The organism is Arthrobacter pascens (assembly GCF_030816475.1).
Classification (GTDB): Bacteria; Actinomycetota; Actinomycetes; order Actinomycetales; family Micrococcaceae; genus Arthrobacter; species Arthrobacter pascens_B.
Genome location: NZ_JAUSXF010000001.1, coordinates 2,415,995 through 2,432,486 on the forward strand (window position 1 = coordinate 2,415,995; position 16,492 = coordinate 2,432,486).

Sequence of the window (16,492 nt, forward strand, 5' to 3'; positions counted from 1 at the left end):
CGGCTCCGGTTGGAATATTGAGAGCCTACGCAGCGCCCCCCCGCCTGTGCTTTCACAAACCTGTGACAAGGGGCGCTGCGTAGGCAAAAGGGCGACCGATGAGGCCCTATCCTGCTTCGAGTTGGAGGAGGTGGCGGTATTGGCCTTTGAAGTAGAGCAGTGGTTGGCCGGCGTGCCACTCGGGGGTGCTCATTTCGTGGACGCGCCCGATGACGACGTAGTGGTCCCCCGCGACGTACTCCGCCGTTATTTCACAGTCGAGCCACATGAGTGTTCCCGCTATGACAGGGTTGCGTTTTGCTGTAGGTTTCCAGTCAATACCTGCCCACTTGTCGGTCCCTTTACGGGCGAACTGGTTGGAAATCTCGTGCTGTGAGTGGGAGAGAACATTGACGGAAAACCTGCCTGTTGCGCGGATCTTCGGATAGGTGGTGGAGTTCAGCATGACGCTGAAGGAAATCAGCGGCGGTTCAGTCGAAACGCTGTAGAACGACTGGCAGGTGAATCCGATGGGTTCACCGTCAGAAGCTCCCGCAATGATCGTGATGCCCGAAGCGAAGTGCCCGAGGGTGTTGCGGAATGAGCGGGGCTCGATTGCAACGCCGCTGGCCCTGTCCAAGGGGATTTGAACTGTTTGCATTGGTGTGTCTCCTAGTTCTGAAGGATCAACACGTTAAGTAAGGGAAGCGACGACGCGCAGGGAGTTGCTCACCTTCGCCAGGCGGTTCAGGTTCGTGGCGTAAGTATCGGCCGCGGCCTGAACAATCTCGTCGAGGTGATCCATCTGCCCGGTGATGAAGTAGAAGCCACGCCCGGGAACCGTTGCTCCAAGCTCAACGAGCAAAGGCGCCAGATTCACCGTAGGACCCATGGAATGGGTTTGGTCTGCTCCGGTCATCACAGGGATTGCCGTGACCCCTGCCAGTCCACTTGCTGGGTAGCGGTCCAGGAAAGCCTTCAAGAGCCCGGTATATGTCGCCTTGTAGGTCGGGGAGGCGAACACTGCCAGATCACTTGAAGCGACACTGGCATTCAGAGCCGCCATCCCTTCGCTGGGCCATGCAAAAATTTCCTCGACGTGCTCCGCAAGGTCAACAACTTCCACCTCGTAAGAGCCGGCCTCCAGCAGCTTCTCAACAAGAGTCTGCGCCACCTTCAACGTGCGGGACTGCGGCTTGGGATTGCCGACAATAATCGAAACCTTGAGCGTCATCATTTCTCACTAACTGTGTTGTCAGGAAAATGAGATACGTCGGAGGAACAGCGGAGCCAAGAGCGAGTTGACAGGCATACGCGTGTGCACCAACATGTCTCACACACCACCGAGATTTTTTGGCCCGGTGGGCCCGCAACGGCTTACGCTGCGTTCATACATAGGCATCACTCGTCGGGAGGACCCGGAGGTATCAGATGTCCGGAGAACACTTCGTGTTCCAGGTCACGATGCCTGCAAAAAATATAGCACATTCCTGCCGATGGTCAATGGGGCGCTATTACCGCCCTTACGTTGCATATACGAGGGGAGCTGAATCCCAATTCCGGGCACGGGGCCGCGACCTCGCGGAATGTCGCCACTCAAACCTCTCGGGTGCAATCGGCAAGCCCCAGTTGGATGCTCCAACGCTGGCCGGTCCCCTGCAACCGCTGCGGTCAGACCACCAAACCGTCGCACGATGGCCCGTCGGCGGAGTCTGCGGCTATTGCTACCAGCAAGCCAAACGCACCCGGGGAATCTGCGCCTGCGGCCACGAAGGCGTCCTGCCCGGCCTCATCGATAACCAACCCGCTTGCCGTCGATGCTCAGGCATCCGAATCAACATCGACTTGACGGGAATCTTCGTTATCGGCGTGGCGCTCCAGCGCCATTAGATGACGGGTATGACACCGGCAATGGGCATGTTTCCCAACGTTGCTTGTTTTCGACGTCCGTCAAGAAATATCGGGCTGGGAATTAGACGAGCCGGCGTCGAAGCGGCCGACGAGATCCTTGCCACTCCGGGCCTCGACACCGTAATCATCGGTCCCGGCGACCTCGCTCTCTCGCTCGGCGTACCAATGGGCTCGGAGGAGCATTGGACCGCGGTTGACCGCGTGCTGACGAGCGCGGCTGCGCACGGTGTGAGCACGGGAGCGTTCTGTTTCACGCTGCCGGACGTCGAGCGCTATCTCACTGCCGGCGCGAGGCTGATCCTTGCCGGAGGAGACCTGAACTGGACCATGGGCGGGGCGATGGCTGAATGGCACAGCATCCTAGCCCTTCGCCCGGCCGCCGAGCCCCTGGGCACCCACTGATGCCGCGCCTGAAGGTCGTCCTGACCAACAGCGCGGTGCCACTGCACGTGGAAGCAGCACAGGTCTTTGCCGGACTCGATGTCGACTTCGTGACGGTGGACGCCTCGAGCGAAGATGAGCTGCTGCGCTTGGCCGGCGACGCTGACGCCGTCATCGCCCTCGCAGAGCCGCTGAGTCGGCGCGTTGTCGAGGGGCTCCCCCTCTGCCGATCGATCACGAGATTCGGCATCGGACTCGACGGCGTCGATATCGCTGCAGCCACGGAGCACGGCATCTGGGTCACGAACGTGCCTGACTCCAATTACCGCGAGGTCGCTGTGCACGCCATTACCCTCGCACTGTCCGTTTCACGGCGCATTCCGAGACTGAACCACGCCATGCACCAGAACGGAGCCGCTTCGCTCGCGCTTGCCGCAGGAACTCGGCGGCCAGACGACCAGACGTTCGGCCTGCTCGGAATGGGCAGGATCGGGCGGCGCGTGGCAGCCATGGCCGCGGCGATTGGATACCGCGTTCAGGCCTTCGATCCGGCGGTCTCCTGGGCTGACGCAAGCGCTCTCGGAGTGACTTTGGTGAGCTTCGACGAGCTAATGACCACTTCGGACATCCTCTCTCTCCACGTGCCGCTGCTCGACAGCACTCGCAACATCGTCAGCATCGGTATGTTTTCGGGCACGGAAAAGAGAGAGGAAGAGCATTTCTCAGGTATGAAAGCCGGTGCAAGACCCGATATTGATCATGGCCGTGAAGCGGATCACTTTACTTTTACGATATGCCGGTTATTGCACGCAGGCCGGTCGTTTGCGAACCGAGCGCTGGTTACCTAAAGCCGTTCTACGCCTGGCGCCGACGAAATTCCGAGGCGTCAGGGCGTGCTGCTGCCCGAACGCAACTGGATGCGAAGGTCATGCGGACTCATGCGGATTCGTACGGGATCTACGGGTCCAGGCCGCGCTGGCCCGGAACGGGACCGCCGTTGACCGGAAGACTGTAGCCTCCTCGATGCGACGGCACGGCCTGGAAGGCATCTCTCACCGGCGTTTCCGGCCCGTAACACCGATCAGTGAGGCACGGGTCCATTCCATCCCGGATCTGTGGCCAGGAAATGGGATACCGGGGCCCTCGACGCGGTATGGATCTCGGACGTCACCTACCTGCGCACACATGAAGGCTGGGTATATTTATGTGCTGTCCGGGACGCCTGCTCACTGCGGGTCATTGGGTGTGCGACGGACTCGGTCCAGACCAGCGCCCTGGTCGAACGGGCACTGCGCATGGCTTACATCCTGAGCGGCAGGGGCCCGGCCGGCGTCGTGTTCCACGCCGACCGCGGCACCCAGTACACCTCTGCCCGGCTCAACGATTTCTGCAAAAGCTAAATCCTTAACCGGACAATCCACGGCATCCCGGGCCATTAGCCGATAATGCGCTGCAGGAATCCTTCTGGCCCACCCTGAAGACCGAGTTCTACGACCGACGCCGCTGGACCACCACGCACGCCGCGATCCGGACAACGGGCCGCGGGATCGAGGAGCTCTACAACCGGGCCCGGCTCCACTCAGCCCTCGGCAACACCACACCCGTGGAACACGAACGACTCCTCACCACGGATAAGCCTCATCCGGCACAAGCCGCCTGACCAACTGTCCCTGTCCACGATTTGCGGGTAACCCCACGGGTAGCTCAAAGAAGTTGTTGTCGCAGGATAAGCGGCCCGCGAGGTAAGTTCCCGACACGTCAAGGTATGCCCGCCGGGGCATGGACTTCCACTAAACAAGCATTGGCGCGACAGGAGGAGAGAAGTTTACGCTGGCGAGATCAGCACGAGCTCCGTGGTTATTCCCGAACTGGAATGAACCGTCAGCGAGCCCGTCGCAAAAGAGAGGAAGCCCATGACACAGACCACCATGTGCCCTATAGCCCACGGATTCGATCCACTGGGGGAGGACTATCTCGCAGAGCCCTATGCGCAGCTCAACGACCTTCGCGTGGACGGGCCCGTCCACTATGCCCCCTCCATCGACTACTGGGTCGTCACTCGCTACGCGGACATCGCCAAGATTTTGGCGGATCCTGAAACGTTTTCGGCGACGATCGCCCAAGCCCCGCTTGTGCCTCTCACGGAAGAAGTGAAGGAAATACTAACGTCGGGCGTGCGCAACACCCCAGTCTTATCGAATCTGGACCCTCCTCATCACACCAGGGTGAGGCTCCACCTCGCAACGATGTTCACGCCGCGTCGGGTGCAAGCGATGTCCGACCGCATCGAGGCTCTCGCCTCAGAACTGGTGGAGCAATTTGCTAGCCGCGGACGCGCCGACCTCATCACTGAACTGACCTTCCCACTCCCCGCATTGACGATGTTCAGGCTCCTCGGTTTCCCAGATGAGGACTCGGAAGAACTCAAGTCGTGGTGCAACGACAAGCTCGAGGTCAACTGGGGCCGACCGGACGCACAATACCAGCGGCGCGCTGCAACCAACATGAGTAAGTTTTGGGACTATTGCGAACGCTTCGTGGCCCTCCGCAAAAACAATCTCAGCGACGACCTCACAAGTGACCTGCTACGCCAGCGCGAAAACGATTCCGAGGCACTCGACGATCAAGAGATCGCCAGCGTGATCTTCGCGCTCAGCTTTGCAGGGCATGAGACAACCACCAACCTGATGGGTAACGCCCTGAGGCAGCTCCTCTCTCGGCCCGAGCTGTGGAAAGAACTATGCGAGGAGCCAAGGCTCATCCCCGGGGCTGTGGAAGAGACCCTGCGATTTGACTCGTCCGTCATCGCCTGGCGGCGGCTCACCACGCGAGACGTGGCGATCGACGGTGTCGCGGTGCCGGCCGGATCTAAACTGATGCTTGCCTTCGGAGCGGCCAATCACGACCCTTCCATGTTTCCTGAACCGGAAAGGTTCGACATCCGTCGCGACAACGCTCGGCTGCAACTCTCCTTCGGCAAGGGCACCCACTTCTGTCTGGGTCAACATCTTGCACGGGTCGAGGCGCGTATCGTGATCGGCATGCTCACCCAACGATTCCCGAATATGAGGCTGGTCGAGGACCAGCACCTCACCTTCTCTGCGAACATATCCTTCAGAGGCCCGGAAAAACTTCTCGTTGAGTGGGAGGAGAGCTGAGCATGGTGATGAAGGTAGTCATCGAACGCGACCGCTGCACAAGTTGCAGCGACTGCGTCCTCTCCGTGCCGGAGGTGTTCGACCTAGATGACCGAGATGCAAAGGTCGTCCTATTGCAGATCCACCCCAGCGAGGATCTAAGGCCAAACGTGGAACGCGCGGTAGACGACTGTCCGACTAACGTTATCCATTTGGTAGAAGAGTGAGTGCGAGGTCAGGTGCGCTGATCGTAGGGGCTTCGAGAGCGGGGCTATCTGCTGCGCGCGCCCTCCGAAAGGGCGGCTTTGACGGCAGGATTCGGGTGGTGGGGGCCGAGCGAAATTTGCCCTATGACCGGACTGCGGTTTCCAAAGGTTTGATGTCGGGGTCAGACACGATCGACGAAATAGGCCTCGCTTTTCCCGGTGAACTTGATGATCTAGATCTGATCTTGGGACATACAGCCGTCTCGCTTGACGTCGAGCGACGTCGTGTGACGCTAGACGACGGCACAGCGCTGGGATTCGAAGTGCTTTTTATCGCGACGGGCTCGGCCGCGGTGTGGCCGGCATCCATTCCGCACCTTCAAGGCGTTCATACCTTGCGCACAGCCGACGACAGCATGGCTCTATGCGCTGATCTTTCCGACGCGAAACGGGTTGTGGTGGTCGGCGGCGGCTTCATCGGCGCGGAGGTCGCGGCGGGTATTAAGTCTGCGGATGTCGACGTGACGATGATCGTGGCGGGAACTGTTCCCCTAGAACGTGCCCTGGGGCGGGAGTTCGGGGAGGAGTGGGCGGGGGTGCATCGCGAACATGGGATCGACGTGCGGTGCGGGGAGTACGTTGCCTCGCTCAGTGCGGAATTCGACCGTGTGTCGGCAGTTGTCCTGAGCGACGGAACCAGCATTGATGCCGACGTTGTTGTGCTGGGCATCGGGGCTCGCCCCGTCACGGACTGGCTTCACGGCAGCGGACTCACGCTTACCGATGGTGTGGTCTGCGACGAGAACTTGATGGCGGCACCTGGCATCTACGCCATCGGAGACGTCGCGAAATGGCCCCATCCCAAGTTCGGCCAGCTGCTTCGGGTCGAGCACTGGACCAACGCCCATGAGCAGGGAACCGCAGCTGCCCGGCACTATCTGGGTGTCGGCGGACCCTTCGAAAATGTGCCCTATGTCTGGACCGACCAGTTTGGGTACCGCATACAGGTATATGGCAAGACGACCGACGCCGATCTTATCCACAGGGTCCCATCCGCTAACCCAAGCGTCCCGCGCATCGTTCTCTACGGCAGCGGAAGTCGCTTAATGGCGGCCTTGGGCGTCGATGATCCACGGAGCCTACTCCCGCTCCGTCGCCTGATAGCACAGCCAGATAGCTGGGAACACGCGTTGTCGCTCGTAGGGAGCTAAGGGGACCTGTCCGGCACCGACGGGGTGATCTCAGCGTTGCAAGCTGGTCAGTCCAAAGCCAGCCCCGCCGTTGTGAGCATTTTGCGAGGCCCTGTGGTCAACATATCGCCCGCCGGGAGGCAGCGACCATCCGAAACGCCTTGGCCAAGTGGATCGCCGCCATCGAAATCAGCCGACCGGCAGGCAAGCGTCCTGCGTGCATCGAAATCCCTGCCGGTCCGGGTCGAACTGCGTGAACACGCTCTGGACCGGATTTAGTGATCCGTCCGTGGATAAAGATTTGTGTGAACGACGTAGCCCCTTGCCTTATCGATGAATCGCGGGAAAAAGAAGCGTACGCGGCCAGCCAGAGCGCTGAGGCGTCCGGCATTGCTGCATCTATGAATCCTCGCCGGTACAGCCGGTTCCTCAGTCTGACTTCCACCACTGTTCCTGGCAGGGATTGCCACTGATCTGTGGCATGGAACGGGGCCTCAAGGATCACTCTGTCTTGGACCGATCTACTCCCCTGGCCTCTGTCGACGCCGGCCGGCGTGCGCCGGAGGCGAGCTGGACGGCAACGTCGATGATCATATCTTCCTGTCCGCCGACGTAGCCGGCTTTGCCGATTTCTTCCAGGATCTGCCAGGCGGGGACGCTGTAGCGTTCCGCGGCGCGTTCGGCATGGATGAGGAAGGAAGAATAGACGCCGGCGTAGCCCTGCATGATGTAGGCCCGGTCCATGATGGGCATGCGGGTGATAATCGGCTTGACCACGTCTTCTGCTGCCGCCATTAGGCCGTGAACGTCGACGCCGGTGCTGATGCCCAGGCGTTCGAACGCTGCGGCGAGGACCTCGGTGGGTGAGTTGCCCGCCCCGGTGCCCAGGGCCAGGAGGGTCCCGTCGATCTGCTTGGCGCCCGCCCGGGCGGCGTAGACGGAATTCGCGACGCCGAAGCTGAGGTTCTGGTGGCCGTGGAAGCCTACCTGGGCGTCGGTGCCGAGTTCGGTCACCAGGGCGCCGACACGGTCCGAGACGTCCTCGAGGATCAGTGCCCCGGCGGAGTCCACAACGTACACGCACTGGCACCCTGCATCGGCCATGATCCGTGCCTGTTCGGCGAGCTTTTCCGGCGTGGCGCGGTGGGAGAGCATGAGGAAGCCGACAGTTTCCATGCCGAGTTTGCGGGCGTGCTGGAAGTGCTGAATGGAGACGTCCGCCTCAGTGCAGTGGGTTGCAATCCGTGCCACCGATGCGCCTGCCTCGTGGGCGGCGTTCAGGTCGTGGATTGTTCCCAGCCCCGGGAGCAGGAGCACCGCAATCTTGGCGTTTTTCGCTTCGTCAACGGCCGCGCGGACCAGATCCAACTCAGGGGTGAGGGAGAACCCGTAGTTGAAGGAGGAGCCGCCTAGTCCGTCGCCGTGGGTGACCTCGATGACTTCAACGTTCGAGTCGTCGAGGGCACGGACCACGGAGCGGACGTGGGCTTCGGTGAATTTGTGGCTCATGGCATGGGAGCCGTCGCGCAGGGTGGTGTCAGTCAGCCGGACGCTCAGGTTCTGTGTCAGGGTCATGGTTATGCTCCTACGGGCGTTGAAGAGATGGCGGCGTCCATGCGTTCGGCCAGCAGGTCAGCTGTCCGGGTGGCCGCCGCGGTGATGACGTCAAGGTTGCCCACGTATTCGGGCAGGTAGTCTGCTGCACCCTTGACCTGTACCCAGACGCCAACCCGGCCGTTGCCGTTCCAGTCTTCGCGGGCGGCGTCGAACTGGGCCTGGCCGGCGCAGGTGATCATGTTGACGTTCAGGACGTCTTCGAGGGCGTCCAGGTTCACCACCGGGCACAGGTACGGACCGACGGCGGCCGGGGTCAGGTAGATTGCGTGGATCCCGGTGGCTTTGTACTTCGGGGCGTTGGCTTCGTGGGCCTTGGCGGAGGTGCATTCGAAGACGATGTCGGGAAGTTCGTCCTGGGCCAGGAGCCAGTCCACGCCCTCTGGACTCTCCGTTCTCGAGTTCTCCCAAGGGCTGGCTGCTGCGACACAGTCGCTCGTGTCGCCTCGACCGGCGACATCTGATCTGTATCTGGGTCCAACACAAAAAGAGTAATCGTGGACGTGCAAGTTGCCGCCGACGCTGAGAGTTTGGCGTCAGGATTTCAATGGGAATTACCGTTGCGGGGGCCGCCAGGTTCTCACACCTTGGCAGATTTGCCGCCTACTACACCGAAAAATATCAGGAATCACCCTCTGCGACAGTCCAAAGACTACGCCGCCTGCCGTAGACCGCCATTACGCATTAGCTCGGAGACGGACCTGGACCGCGTTACGGCGCCAACTCGCGCAAGCAATGTCTCGAGTGTGGAAGGTGAGCGCGCGGCCGCTATCGCTTGCCGCCCGTCACAGGGCTCGCGTTCACGGACAGGCTAGTCGTCACTCACCCCCGAACGCCCGTTGTGCAGTGGGCAGCGGCCTGGTACTGGACAAAATCTGTGGAAGCTCCGCTGAGCGGGCCTTTCCCTGCTTCCTGCATGCCCGAGACCGCGGGCTTTATATTGGCCATACCGGGCATGGCTGAGGTCTGCTTCGTCACCGGGGAGTGGGACCTCATTGCCGCGGCCCGCATGGCTCGTTATCAACAACTCGCGGAAACCGTCCCAGATCTCCACGGTTCTCAGTACCAGCCACCACCGACTACGCCTTCCGGGCCCCACTCTCGACATGATTTCGATGCGGCATTCGCACGACAATCCTGCTTATGCGCTATGGAAGTCGGAGTCGCGGGTTGCCTCATGCAGGACCGGCTCTGGGCGGGATCGAACCACGTTTGGAGCCCTGTCCCCCGGTGCGGTGTTAGCTGGGAGATGGCCTCGAGTGCCCCTGCCAGGAGCCTGGTTTGCCGCATGGGCCCCTCGGGGGAACAGTTCATTCCACGCCACATCCCCAACAAGTAATGCCGGTGTTCCTTGAGTTACAAGGAACACCGGCACTACTCACGTGGTCTGGCCCGCGAAATAATGGGCAGGAAATTCTCCCTGGCGGCAGCTCGGCCCGCCCTCTCCTACGGTTCTGTCCGCCTTGGCACGGCGAAGACGACAATTGAGCCAATGACGGCGAACACGGCAAACATGTAGAAGTTCACCTGCCAGCCGAATGCCAGACTGGCGATGAAGCCGCCGATGAGCGGGCCGCAGATTGCCCCGATTCTGCCTACTCCCAGGGACCAGCTCAATGCCGTGGCGCTGAGCGACTGCGGGTAGTGGGTGGCGCAGTAGCCTCCGACCAGGATCTGAGTGCCAACGGAGCCGAGCCCGGCGAAGGCAACAATGACCAGGAGGATGGCCAGGGGCAACTGCAGGCTTAGCATCAGGATGGCCACGAACGCGAGGATGAATGAGCCGGTAACGACGCGTTTAATGCCTATCCGGTCGGCCAGTGCGGAGGCGCTGATGGAGCCAACGATTGCTCCGGCGTTGAGTACCAGAAGGAACGTCAAGGCGTCGCCGAGGTTGAAGCCGGCTTGCCGCATGATTTGCGGCAGCCATGTGTTGAGGCCGTAGACCAGGAGCAGTCCGCAAAAATTCGCCACTGCAAAAAGGATGGTGGAGCCCAGCCATTTGCGGGTGAAGATTGCCTTGAGGCTGGAGTTGGTGCCGGCTGGGTCGGTCGGCAGGTCTTCGGAGGAAACAATGTCCGTGTAGATCAGGCCGAAGCGTGTTGCGGTGGCTTTTGCTTCATCGAGGTGTCCTTTGCGGGCGAGGTAGGCAACGGACTCGGGCATCAGTTTCCATGCTGCCGGCAGTAGTGTCACGAGCGGGAGGGCTCCAATTGCGTACATCCAGCGGAAATCGATGTGCTGCAGAAGGTTAATGGCCAGCAGGGACGCCCCCACGCCGCCGACTGAGTATCCACTGAACATGACGGCGTTGGCGATTTGCCGCCGCTCCTTCCGGGCGTACTCGACCGTCAAAGCGATGCAGGTCGGGACCACGCCACCCAGCCCCAGCCCTGTCAGGAAGCGCAGGGCGCCGAACACTTCGGCGGACGGGGCAAAGGCAGTCAGCAGCATGCAGATGGAGAACCAAGCGATGCTCGTGAGCATGATCCGCCTACGGCCCAGCCGGTCGGTCAAGATCCCGACTGAGAGTGTCCCGATGAGCATCCCGACGAGCGCCAGGCTGCCTATCATTCCCGCCTGTGCCGTGGTGAGGCCCCAATCCTCGAATTTGAGAATGGACGGAACCGTGGATCCGAAAACAACAAGGTCGTAACCATCAAAAACAATGGTCATAAAACAGAGGAGGAGGACGGGACGCCCCTTCCATGCGGTTAAGGCAGTGGTGCGTAATTCCGTCGGCAATGACTGCGTCATATGCATACCTCTCGTTTCGGATGCGGGATGGGGCTGTGGTGGGGATCACAGCGCACCTAACAGTGTCACAGTTACGTTGCGATAGTAAAGAAGACGCAATGAACTAATTTTGACCGACGTCATAAAACCGCAATCCAGAGAATGGGCGTGACCTCCAGGAACAAGCAGCAGTGGATCTTTCCTTCGCGATCCAGGTTTGAGGAAGAACGCGTGATTGCCCTGCTGCCCGCTATAGAACTGTGAGCGGCGCGGCGTGCAGAACGGCGCAGTCGGCCCAGCGCTGTTCCCCGTTCGGGCGGCTACCGCCGCAGGCTTTCGGAGGGCAGCTCTCCAAAGGCGGTCAGGTATGAAGAGGAGAAACGCCCCGGATGTGAAAACCCACAGCGCGCGGCGATCGCAATCACAGTCTCATCCCCTGGATCCGCTCCCAAGAGCAGTTCCCGGGCACGGTTCAGCCGGGCTTTCCTCAGCAGTTCTGAGGGCGTGGCCCCAAACTCGGAACGCAAGGCAGTTTGCAGGGTTCGCATGGATACCCCGAGATGCTCGGCCAAGTCGGTTACAGCCAGCTCCTCGGAGGCGTGACGTTCCAGCAGCTCCCGGAACCTTCTGATCAAACTCCGTTCGAAAACCGGAGTCCCTATTCCAGCGGTGGCCGGACTCTTGTCAGTAGCCATGAGCAGCCGCGACAGCATTGTGTCCACAAGGAGCCGGTGGACATAGTGGGATGCCTGGGGTGCTCCGGTGATCATGTCGTCGTGAAGCTCGATCACGGATCTCAGGAATGCCCGCCCTGGAGCGCTGACGAGGTCCATTGAGTAGCCCGGGTCCACATCGTCGGTGGCATCGTGGCCATAGAGCTTTTCAGCCACCGCGGCAAGCGCGGGGCGACTCACATAGACGATCAAGTGTGGAGCACCCAGATCCCAGACCATCGAGAACGGGCGGTCCATCGGAGGGATGGTGGCCACTCTCGGACTGGACTCCACAATATTTGAGCCAACCTTCATGCGTGCGCGGCCAGCCAGAGGAACCTGGACAAGCAAGAAGTTCTCCAGACCCTCCGGATCGATCCGGACTTCGGCTCCGTAGTCCAGAAAGTCGATGCCGACATCTCCGCGGTGCAACGAGCGCAGCTTCATCGCCAAGGATCGCTCCGGTGCCTGGGGCATGAGGCGGTGGCGGCAGAACAGTTCAGCAATCTTGGCGTGAGCATCGTCGACGTCCGAAGTGGTCACCGTCGGGCTCCCCCTCAGGACATCGCGGGGGAGAATCCTGTCCATTTCGCCTGCCTTCCGAGGGGGTTTCGTTTATTGGATGATCTCTGCGCATACGGTCTATACATGACCGACGCAGCTGGCTAGATTCATTATCAGTACAAGTATGACGCACGTCATAGAAACGCAACAGGGGACGTCCAGTACGGACCCGTAGTTGAAAGGTTTGGACATGTCCGAACTCGCAGGCAGGACCGCTATCGTCACGGGCGGAGTCACCAAAATAGGACAGGGCGTTGTTACTGCGCTCCGGGGCGCGGGAGCCACTGTGGTGGTTGCTGACATTGACCCCGACGGCGCAGCCAAGCTGAAGTCACTCGGAGATGGCATCCACTTCACGCACACCGACATTACTGATGACGCGGCCCTCTCCAGGCTCATCGACCGCACCGTGTCCGACCACGGTGGCCTGGACATCCTGGTTAATCTTGCTTGTACCTACACGGACGACGGTGCCGATTCGGGCAGGGATGACTGGTTGCAGGCGCTTAACGTCAACCTGGTCAGCGCCGTGATGGCAAGCAGGGCGGCCCGAGCACACCTCAAAGCGTCCAAGCACGGTGCCATCGTCAATTTCACCTCCATCTCCAGCTCCATCGCCCAGACCGGACGTTGGCTTTACCCTGCCAGCAAGGCTGCCCTCGTCCAGATAACCCGGAGCATGGCTGTCGACTTTGCTGCCGACCGTATCCGGGTGAATTCGGTCAGCCCAGGCTGGATCTGGAGCAACATCATGGACACGCTCAGCCACGGAAATCTTGACAAGACGGACGCGGTGGCTGCTCCGTTCCACGCCCTCAAGAGGGCTGGCCGGCCCGAGGAGGTCGGCGACGTCGTTGCCTTCCTCGCCAGTGACCGGGCCAGCTTCGTCACGGGCGCAGACTGGGCAGTGGACGGCGGCTACTCCGCGCTCGGCCCGGAACGCGCCGAAGAAACCATTCCCCTGCTCGCAGCCGAATAACCTAAAGACAAGGCAAAAAATCATGACACAGCGCCACATCACCATCGTCGGAGCGGGCCAGTCAGGTCTGCAGTTGGGAATCGGGCTCCTTGACGCCGGCTACCAAGTGACGACAGTATCCAACCGCACGGCCGAAGAAATTCACGACGGCAAAGTCTCCTCCAGCCAGTGCATGTTCCACGACTCCCTTGAGCACGAAAGGCAGCTGGGGCTGGATTTCTGGTCCGACGCTCCACAGGTCGAGGGAATCTCCTTCACTGTCCCCCACCCGGAACTGCCCGGCGAAAAGGCCATCAGCTGGGCTTCCCGCCTGGACAGCCCTGCACAGTCCATTGACCAACGCGTCAAATTTCCGAAGTTCATGGAAGAGTTTGTCGCACGGGGAGGCGAACTGATCTTCGAAGACGCCGGCATCGAAGACCTTGAGCGATACACCCAGAATTCCGACCTTGTCATCGTTGCCGCCGGCAAGGGCGAAATCGCCCAGCTCTTCACCCGGGACGCCGTGCGCAGCACGTATGACGCCCCGCAGCGCGCCCTGGCCCTGACGTATGTCAATGGCCTGGCACCGAGGGCGGAATTCTCTGCCGTTTCCTTCAACCTGATTCCGGGCGTTGGCGAGTACTTTGTCTTTCCCGCTCTGACCACGACAGGGCCCTGCGAAATCATGGTCTTCGAAGGTATCCCCGGCGGTCCCATGGACTGCTGGAAGGGTCTCACTGCGGAGGAGCATCTGCAGACCTCTAAGGACGTCCTCAACAAGTACCTGCCGTGGGAGGCCGCCCGCGCAACTGACGTGGAAATGACTGACAAAAACGGCTTCCTCCAGGGCCGGTTCCCGCCCACGGTCCGCCACCCCATTGCTACGCTGCCCAGCGGCCGAAACGTTCTTGGGCTGGCCGACGTCGTGGTCCTCAACGATCCAATAACCGGCCAGGGATCCAACAACGCCAGCAAGTGTGCAGCCTCATACCTGCAGAGCATTCTCGAACAGGGCGATGACGCCTTCGACGCGGCGTTCATGCAGGCCAGCTTCGAACGGTACTGGACGTACGCCCAGCACGTTGCCCAATGGACTAACGCCCTCTTGGCTCCCCCGCAGCCGCACATGCTCGAGGTTCTGGGCGCAGCCGGTCAGTCCCCGGAGATCGCCCACCGCTTTGCCAACGGATTCAACAACCCGCCGGACTTCCAGGAGTGGTTCATGTACCCCGACCAGGCAGCTGCATATCTCGCCTTGGTCAGTGCCACGAATGCTTCTTAACCGCAGTCTCCCTGCTATGTCCAGCTCACGGCACCATATATTCACGAAAGAAGTTTGAAATGCGTAAAATCGCAATCATCGGCGCCGGTGAATCGGGCGCCCAGCTCGCTCTCGGGCTTCAGCGTGAGGGCTACGCGATCACACTTTTCTCGGACCGCTCGGCCGCGCAAATCCGCACCGGCAGGGTTATGTCCAGTCAGTGCATGTTTGGCACGGCCCTGGCGGCGGAGGAACAGCTGAGTCCTGCGCTGTCCGGTATCTACGAGAGCGGCGCGGTCCCCGCAATCAACCGGATCAGTATGCGGGTGTCCGGGGAATCACCCGACGCTCCAACGGAGTGGGAGGCATCACTGGACACCCCGGCGCATTCCATCGACCAGCGGATCAAGAGCGCCGCCTGGATTGAGACGTTTATCTCAGCGGGCGGGGACTTCCGCATTGAGAAGGTCTCGGCCCGGATGCTCGAGGAACTTACGCGCGACTATGAGCTCGTCGTGGTAAGTACGGGGAAAGGCGAGCTTGGCCAGGTCTTTCCCCGGGACAAATCAAAGTCCCCGTTTGACCGGCCCCAGCGAGTCCTCGCGCTGAATTATGTAACCGCTGGGAACCAGCTCCCGGGTGCGTCTCAGGAAAGCACCGACAGCATCCGCATGTCGATGGTGCCAGGCGTCGGCGAGTTCTTCACTTTCCCGGGCCTCACGGTGTCCGGCCTCTGTCAGATGATGGTCTTTGAAGGCGTCGTGGGAGGTCCGATGGACTGCTGGTCCGATGTCACCACGCCACAGGACCAGCTGGAGCGTTCCCTTGAGATTCTCAAGGAATACTTTCCCCACGAATCCGAAAACTTCGCGGGGGCCAGCCTGACGGACGAGGGCGCCACCCTCCTTGGCCGTATCACGCCGACGGTCCGGTCCGCGGTGGGTCAGCTGGCCAATGGCGGCCTGGTTTTTGGCGTTGGGGACGCTGTCGTCCTGAACGACCCGCTGACCGGGCAAGGATCGAATAACGCGACCATGGCGGCCCGCTACTATCTGGACTCCATACTCCGCAGGGGAAACGAGGCATTTGACCAAGCCTGGATGGAACGAACGTTCGACGAATTCTGGCGGGGCTGGGGACAGTGGGCCGTCGCGTGGACCAACGACATGCTCAAGCCCCGGCGGGAACACCAGCTGGCCATTTTCAGCGATGCCGTGGAGCACCCGGCTCTGGCCGCCAGCGTCGTCAACGGCTTCGACGACCCGAGGACGTTCTTCCCCTGGTGGTTCGACTCCGCCGCTGCCGCCGAATTCGTAGAGGCCAAGAAGGAGGAAGACTCTGCAGCCTTTGACATCCGGGATTTCAGGGCGGCACTTGGACAGTTCGCTACAGGTGTCACCGTCATCACCGCCCGGGCACCGGATGGACGGAAAGTCGGCATGACGGCAAATTCCTTCACGTCCGTTTCCATGGAACCGCCTCTGGTCCTCTGGTGCCCCAGCAAAAGGGCACCCAGCCTGATCGACTTTGAGGAATCGACCCATTTCGCCATCAATGTTCTTGCCAGCGACCAACACGTGCTGTCACGGCAGTTCGCGACGCCCTCCGAGGACAAGTTCGCGGGAGCGGAAGTAGTAGAGGGTATTGCGGGTGTCCCTGTCCTGAAAGGTGCCGTTGCCACGTTCCAATGCAGGACCGTCGCACGCCATGACGCCGGAGACCACGTGATCTATATCGGCGAAGTCGAGAAGTACGAGGGCACGGGAGGGGCGCCACTGGTCTTTCACCACGGCAAGTACCACGCAACTGCCAGCCACCCGGACTTCTGACAGGACTGAA

At 61.0% G+C, this 16,492-nt stretch carries 15 protein-coding genes and 1 pseudogene; 10 read left to right on the forward strand and 6 right to left on the reverse strand.

The window, feature by feature from the left end; translation table 11 throughout:
• Positions 1 to 106: 106 nt before the first annotated feature.
• On the reverse strand, positions 107 to 640 hold the full coding sequence (locus tag QFZ40_RS11160) for a flavin reductase family protein (RefSeq protein ID WP_306904431.1): 534 nt from the start codon (positions 638 to 640) through the stop codon (positions 107 to 109).
• Between the two features lie 33 nt (positions 641 to 673).
• Positions 674 to 1,213, reverse strand: a complete 540-nt coding sequence (locus tag QFZ40_RS11165) for an NADPH-dependent FMN reductase (RefSeq protein WP_306904432.1) — start codon at positions 1,211 to 1,213, stop codon at positions 674 to 676.
• A 656-nt stretch (positions 1,214 to 1,869) separates the two neighbouring features.
• Here QFZ40_RS11165 and QFZ40_RS11170 point away from each other — a divergent pair.
• The 7 genes and pseudogenes from QFZ40_RS11170 to QFZ40_RS11190 all read left to right on the forward strand — a co-directional run bounded on the left by QFZ40_RS11170 (position 1,870) and on the right by QFZ40_RS11190 (position 6,825).
• Positions 1,870 to 2,292 carry an aldolase/citrate lyase family protein gene (locus QFZ40_RS11170; RefSeq protein ID WP_306904434.1) on the forward strand — a complete coding sequence of 141 codons (423 nt, stop codon included), beginning with the start codon at positions 1,870 to 1,872 and terminating at the stop codon, positions 2,290 to 2,292.
• Positions 2,292 to 3,119, forward strand: a complete 828-nt coding sequence (locus tag QFZ40_RS11175; protein ID WP_306904435.1) for an NAD(P)-dependent oxidoreductase — start codon at positions 2,292 to 2,294, stop codon at positions 3,117 to 3,119. Before QFZ40_RS11170 ends, QFZ40_RS11175 begins: the two co-directional genes overlap by 1 nt.
• Before the next feature lie 267 nt (positions 3,120 to 3,386).
• A complete protein-coding gene (locus QFZ40_RS11180) occupies positions 3,387 to 3,671 on the forward strand; it encodes a DDE-type integrase/transposase/recombinase (RefSeq protein ID WP_306904436.1) in 285 nt (94 codons plus the stop codon).
• Between the two features lie 35 nt (positions 3,672 to 3,706).
• A pseudogene (locus QFZ40_RS21690) lies at positions 3,707 to 3,931 on the forward strand (integrase core domain-containing protein); the annotation flags it as partial.
• A 253-nt stretch (positions 3,932 to 4,184) separates the two neighbouring features.
• Positions 4,185 to 5,429 carry a cytochrome P450 gene (locus tag QFZ40_RS11185; RefSeq protein ID WP_306904437.1) on the forward strand — a complete coding sequence of 415 codons (1,245 nt, stop codon included), beginning with the start codon at positions 4,185 to 4,187 and terminating at the stop codon, positions 5,427 to 5,429.
• Positions 5,430 to 5,437: 8 nt separating this feature from the next.
• Positions 5,438 to 5,635 carry a ferredoxin gene (locus QFZ40_RS21695; protein ID WP_373427472.1) on the forward strand — a complete coding sequence of 66 codons (198 nt, stop codon included), beginning with the start codon at positions 5,438 to 5,440 and terminating at the stop codon, positions 5,633 to 5,635.
• Positions 5,632 to 6,825: an NAD(P)/FAD-dependent oxidoreductase gene (locus QFZ40_RS11190; protein WP_306904438.1), complete on the forward strand. Its 1,194-nt coding sequence runs from the start codon at positions 5,632 to 5,634 to the stop codon at positions 6,823 to 6,825. Before QFZ40_RS21695 ends, QFZ40_RS11190 begins: the two co-directional genes overlap by 4 nt.
• Positions 6,826 to 7,305: 480 nt before the next feature.
• Here the strand turns inward: QFZ40_RS11190 and dmpG are convergent, their stop codons facing one another.
• The 4 genes from dmpG to QFZ40_RS11210 all read right to left on the reverse strand — a co-directional run bounded on the left by dmpG (position 7,306) and on the right by QFZ40_RS11210 (position 12,455).
• On the reverse strand, positions 7,306 to 8,379 hold the full coding sequence (gene dmpG, locus QFZ40_RS11195; RefSeq protein WP_306904440.1) for a 4-hydroxy-2-oxovalerate aldolase: 1,074 nt from the start codon (positions 8,377 to 8,379) through the stop codon (positions 7,306 to 7,308).
• A gap of 2 nt (positions 8,380 to 8,381) precedes the next feature.
• A complete protein-coding gene (locus tag QFZ40_RS11200; RefSeq protein WP_306904441.1) occupies positions 8,382 to 8,795 on the reverse strand; it encodes a hypothetical protein in 414 nt (137 codons plus the stop codon).
• A 1,069-nt stretch (positions 8,796 to 9,864) separates the two neighbouring features.
• Positions 9,865 to 11,094 (reverse strand): MFS transporter, encoded by a 1,230-nt coding sequence (locus tag QFZ40_RS11205; RefSeq protein ID WP_306904442.1) that lies wholly within the window; start codon positions 11,092 to 11,094, stop codon positions 9,865 to 9,867.
• Between the two features lie 380 nt (positions 11,095 to 11,474).
• Positions 11,475 to 12,455, reverse strand: a complete 981-nt coding sequence (locus QFZ40_RS11210) for an AraC family transcriptional regulator (protein WP_306904443.1) — start codon at positions 12,453 to 12,455, stop codon at positions 11,475 to 11,477.
• A 166-nt stretch (positions 12,456 to 12,621) separates the two neighbouring features.
• On the opposite strand from QFZ40_RS11210, the gene QFZ40_RS11215 reads away from it, so the two are divergent.
• The 3 genes from QFZ40_RS11215 to QFZ40_RS11225 are packed head-to-tail and all read left to right on the forward strand — an operon-like array spanning position 12,622 to position 16,482.
• Positions 12,622 to 13,410: an SDR family oxidoreductase gene (locus QFZ40_RS11215; protein WP_306904444.1), complete on the forward strand. Its 789-nt coding sequence runs from the start codon at positions 12,622 to 12,624 to the stop codon at positions 13,408 to 13,410.
• 22 nt (positions 13,411 to 13,432) lie between these two features.
• The gene (locus tag QFZ40_RS11220; RefSeq protein WP_306904445.1) at positions 13,433 to 14,674 is read left to right on the forward strand and encodes a styrene monooxygenase/indole monooxygenase family protein; all 1,242 of its coding nucleotides are present in this window, start codon (positions 13,433 to 13,435) and stop codon (positions 14,672 to 14,674) included.
• Positions 14,675 to 14,733: 59 nt separating this feature from the next.
• Positions 14,734 to 16,482, forward strand: a complete 1,749-nt coding sequence (locus QFZ40_RS11225) for a flavin reductase (RefSeq protein ID WP_306904446.1) — start codon at positions 14,734 to 14,736, stop codon at positions 16,480 to 16,482.
• Positions 16,483 to 16,492 lie beyond the last annotated feature (10 nt).

Excerpts from the sequence above, each read along its gene's own strand:
- QFZ40_RS11160 (WP_306904431.1), bottom strand. The coding sequence starts at position 640 with ATGCAAACAGTTCAAATCCCCTTGGACAGGGCCAGCGGCGTTGCAATC.
- QFZ40_RS11165 (WP_306904432.1), bottom strand. The coding sequence starts at position 1,213 with ATGACGCTCAAGGTTTCGATTATTGTCGGCAATCCCAAGCCGCAGTCC.
- QFZ40_RS11170 (WP_306904434.1), top strand. The coding sequence starts at position 1,870 with ATGACGGGTATGACACCGGCAATGGGCATGTTTCCCAACGTTGCTTGT.
- QFZ40_RS11175 (WP_306904435.1), top strand. The coding sequence starts at position 2,292 with ATGCCGCGCCTGAAGGTCGTCCTGACCAACAGCGCGGTGCCACTGCAC.
- QFZ40_RS11185 (WP_306904437.1), top strand. The coding sequence starts at position 4,185 with ATGACACAGACCACCATGTGCCCTATAGCCCACGGATTCGATCCACTG.
- QFZ40_RS21695 (WP_373427472.1), top strand. The coding sequence starts at position 5,438 with ATGAAGGTAGTCATCGAACGCGACCGCTGCACAAGTTGCAGCGACTGC.
- dmpG (WP_306904440.1), bottom strand. The coding sequence starts at position 8,379 with ATGACCCTGACACAGAACCTGAGCGTCCGGCTGACTGACACCACCCTG.
- QFZ40_RS11205 (WP_306904442.1), bottom strand. The coding sequence starts at position 11,094 with ATGACCATTGTTTTTGATGGTTACGACCTTGTTGTTTTCGGATCCACG.
- QFZ40_RS11210 (WP_306904443.1), bottom strand. The coding sequence starts at position 12,455 with ATGGACAGGATTCTCCCCCGCGATGTCCTGAGGGGGAGCCCGACGGTG.
- QFZ40_RS11215 (WP_306904444.1), top strand. The coding sequence starts at position 12,622 with ATGTCCGAACTCGCAGGCAGGACCGCTATCGTCACGGGCGGAGTCACC.
- QFZ40_RS11220 (WP_306904445.1), top strand. The coding sequence starts at position 13,433 with ATGACACAGCGCCACATCACCATCGTCGGAGCGGGCCAGTCAGGTCTG.
- QFZ40_RS11225 (WP_306904446.1), top strand. The coding sequence starts at position 14,734 with ATGCGTAAAATCGCAATCATCGGCGCCGGTGAATCGGGCGCCCAGCTC.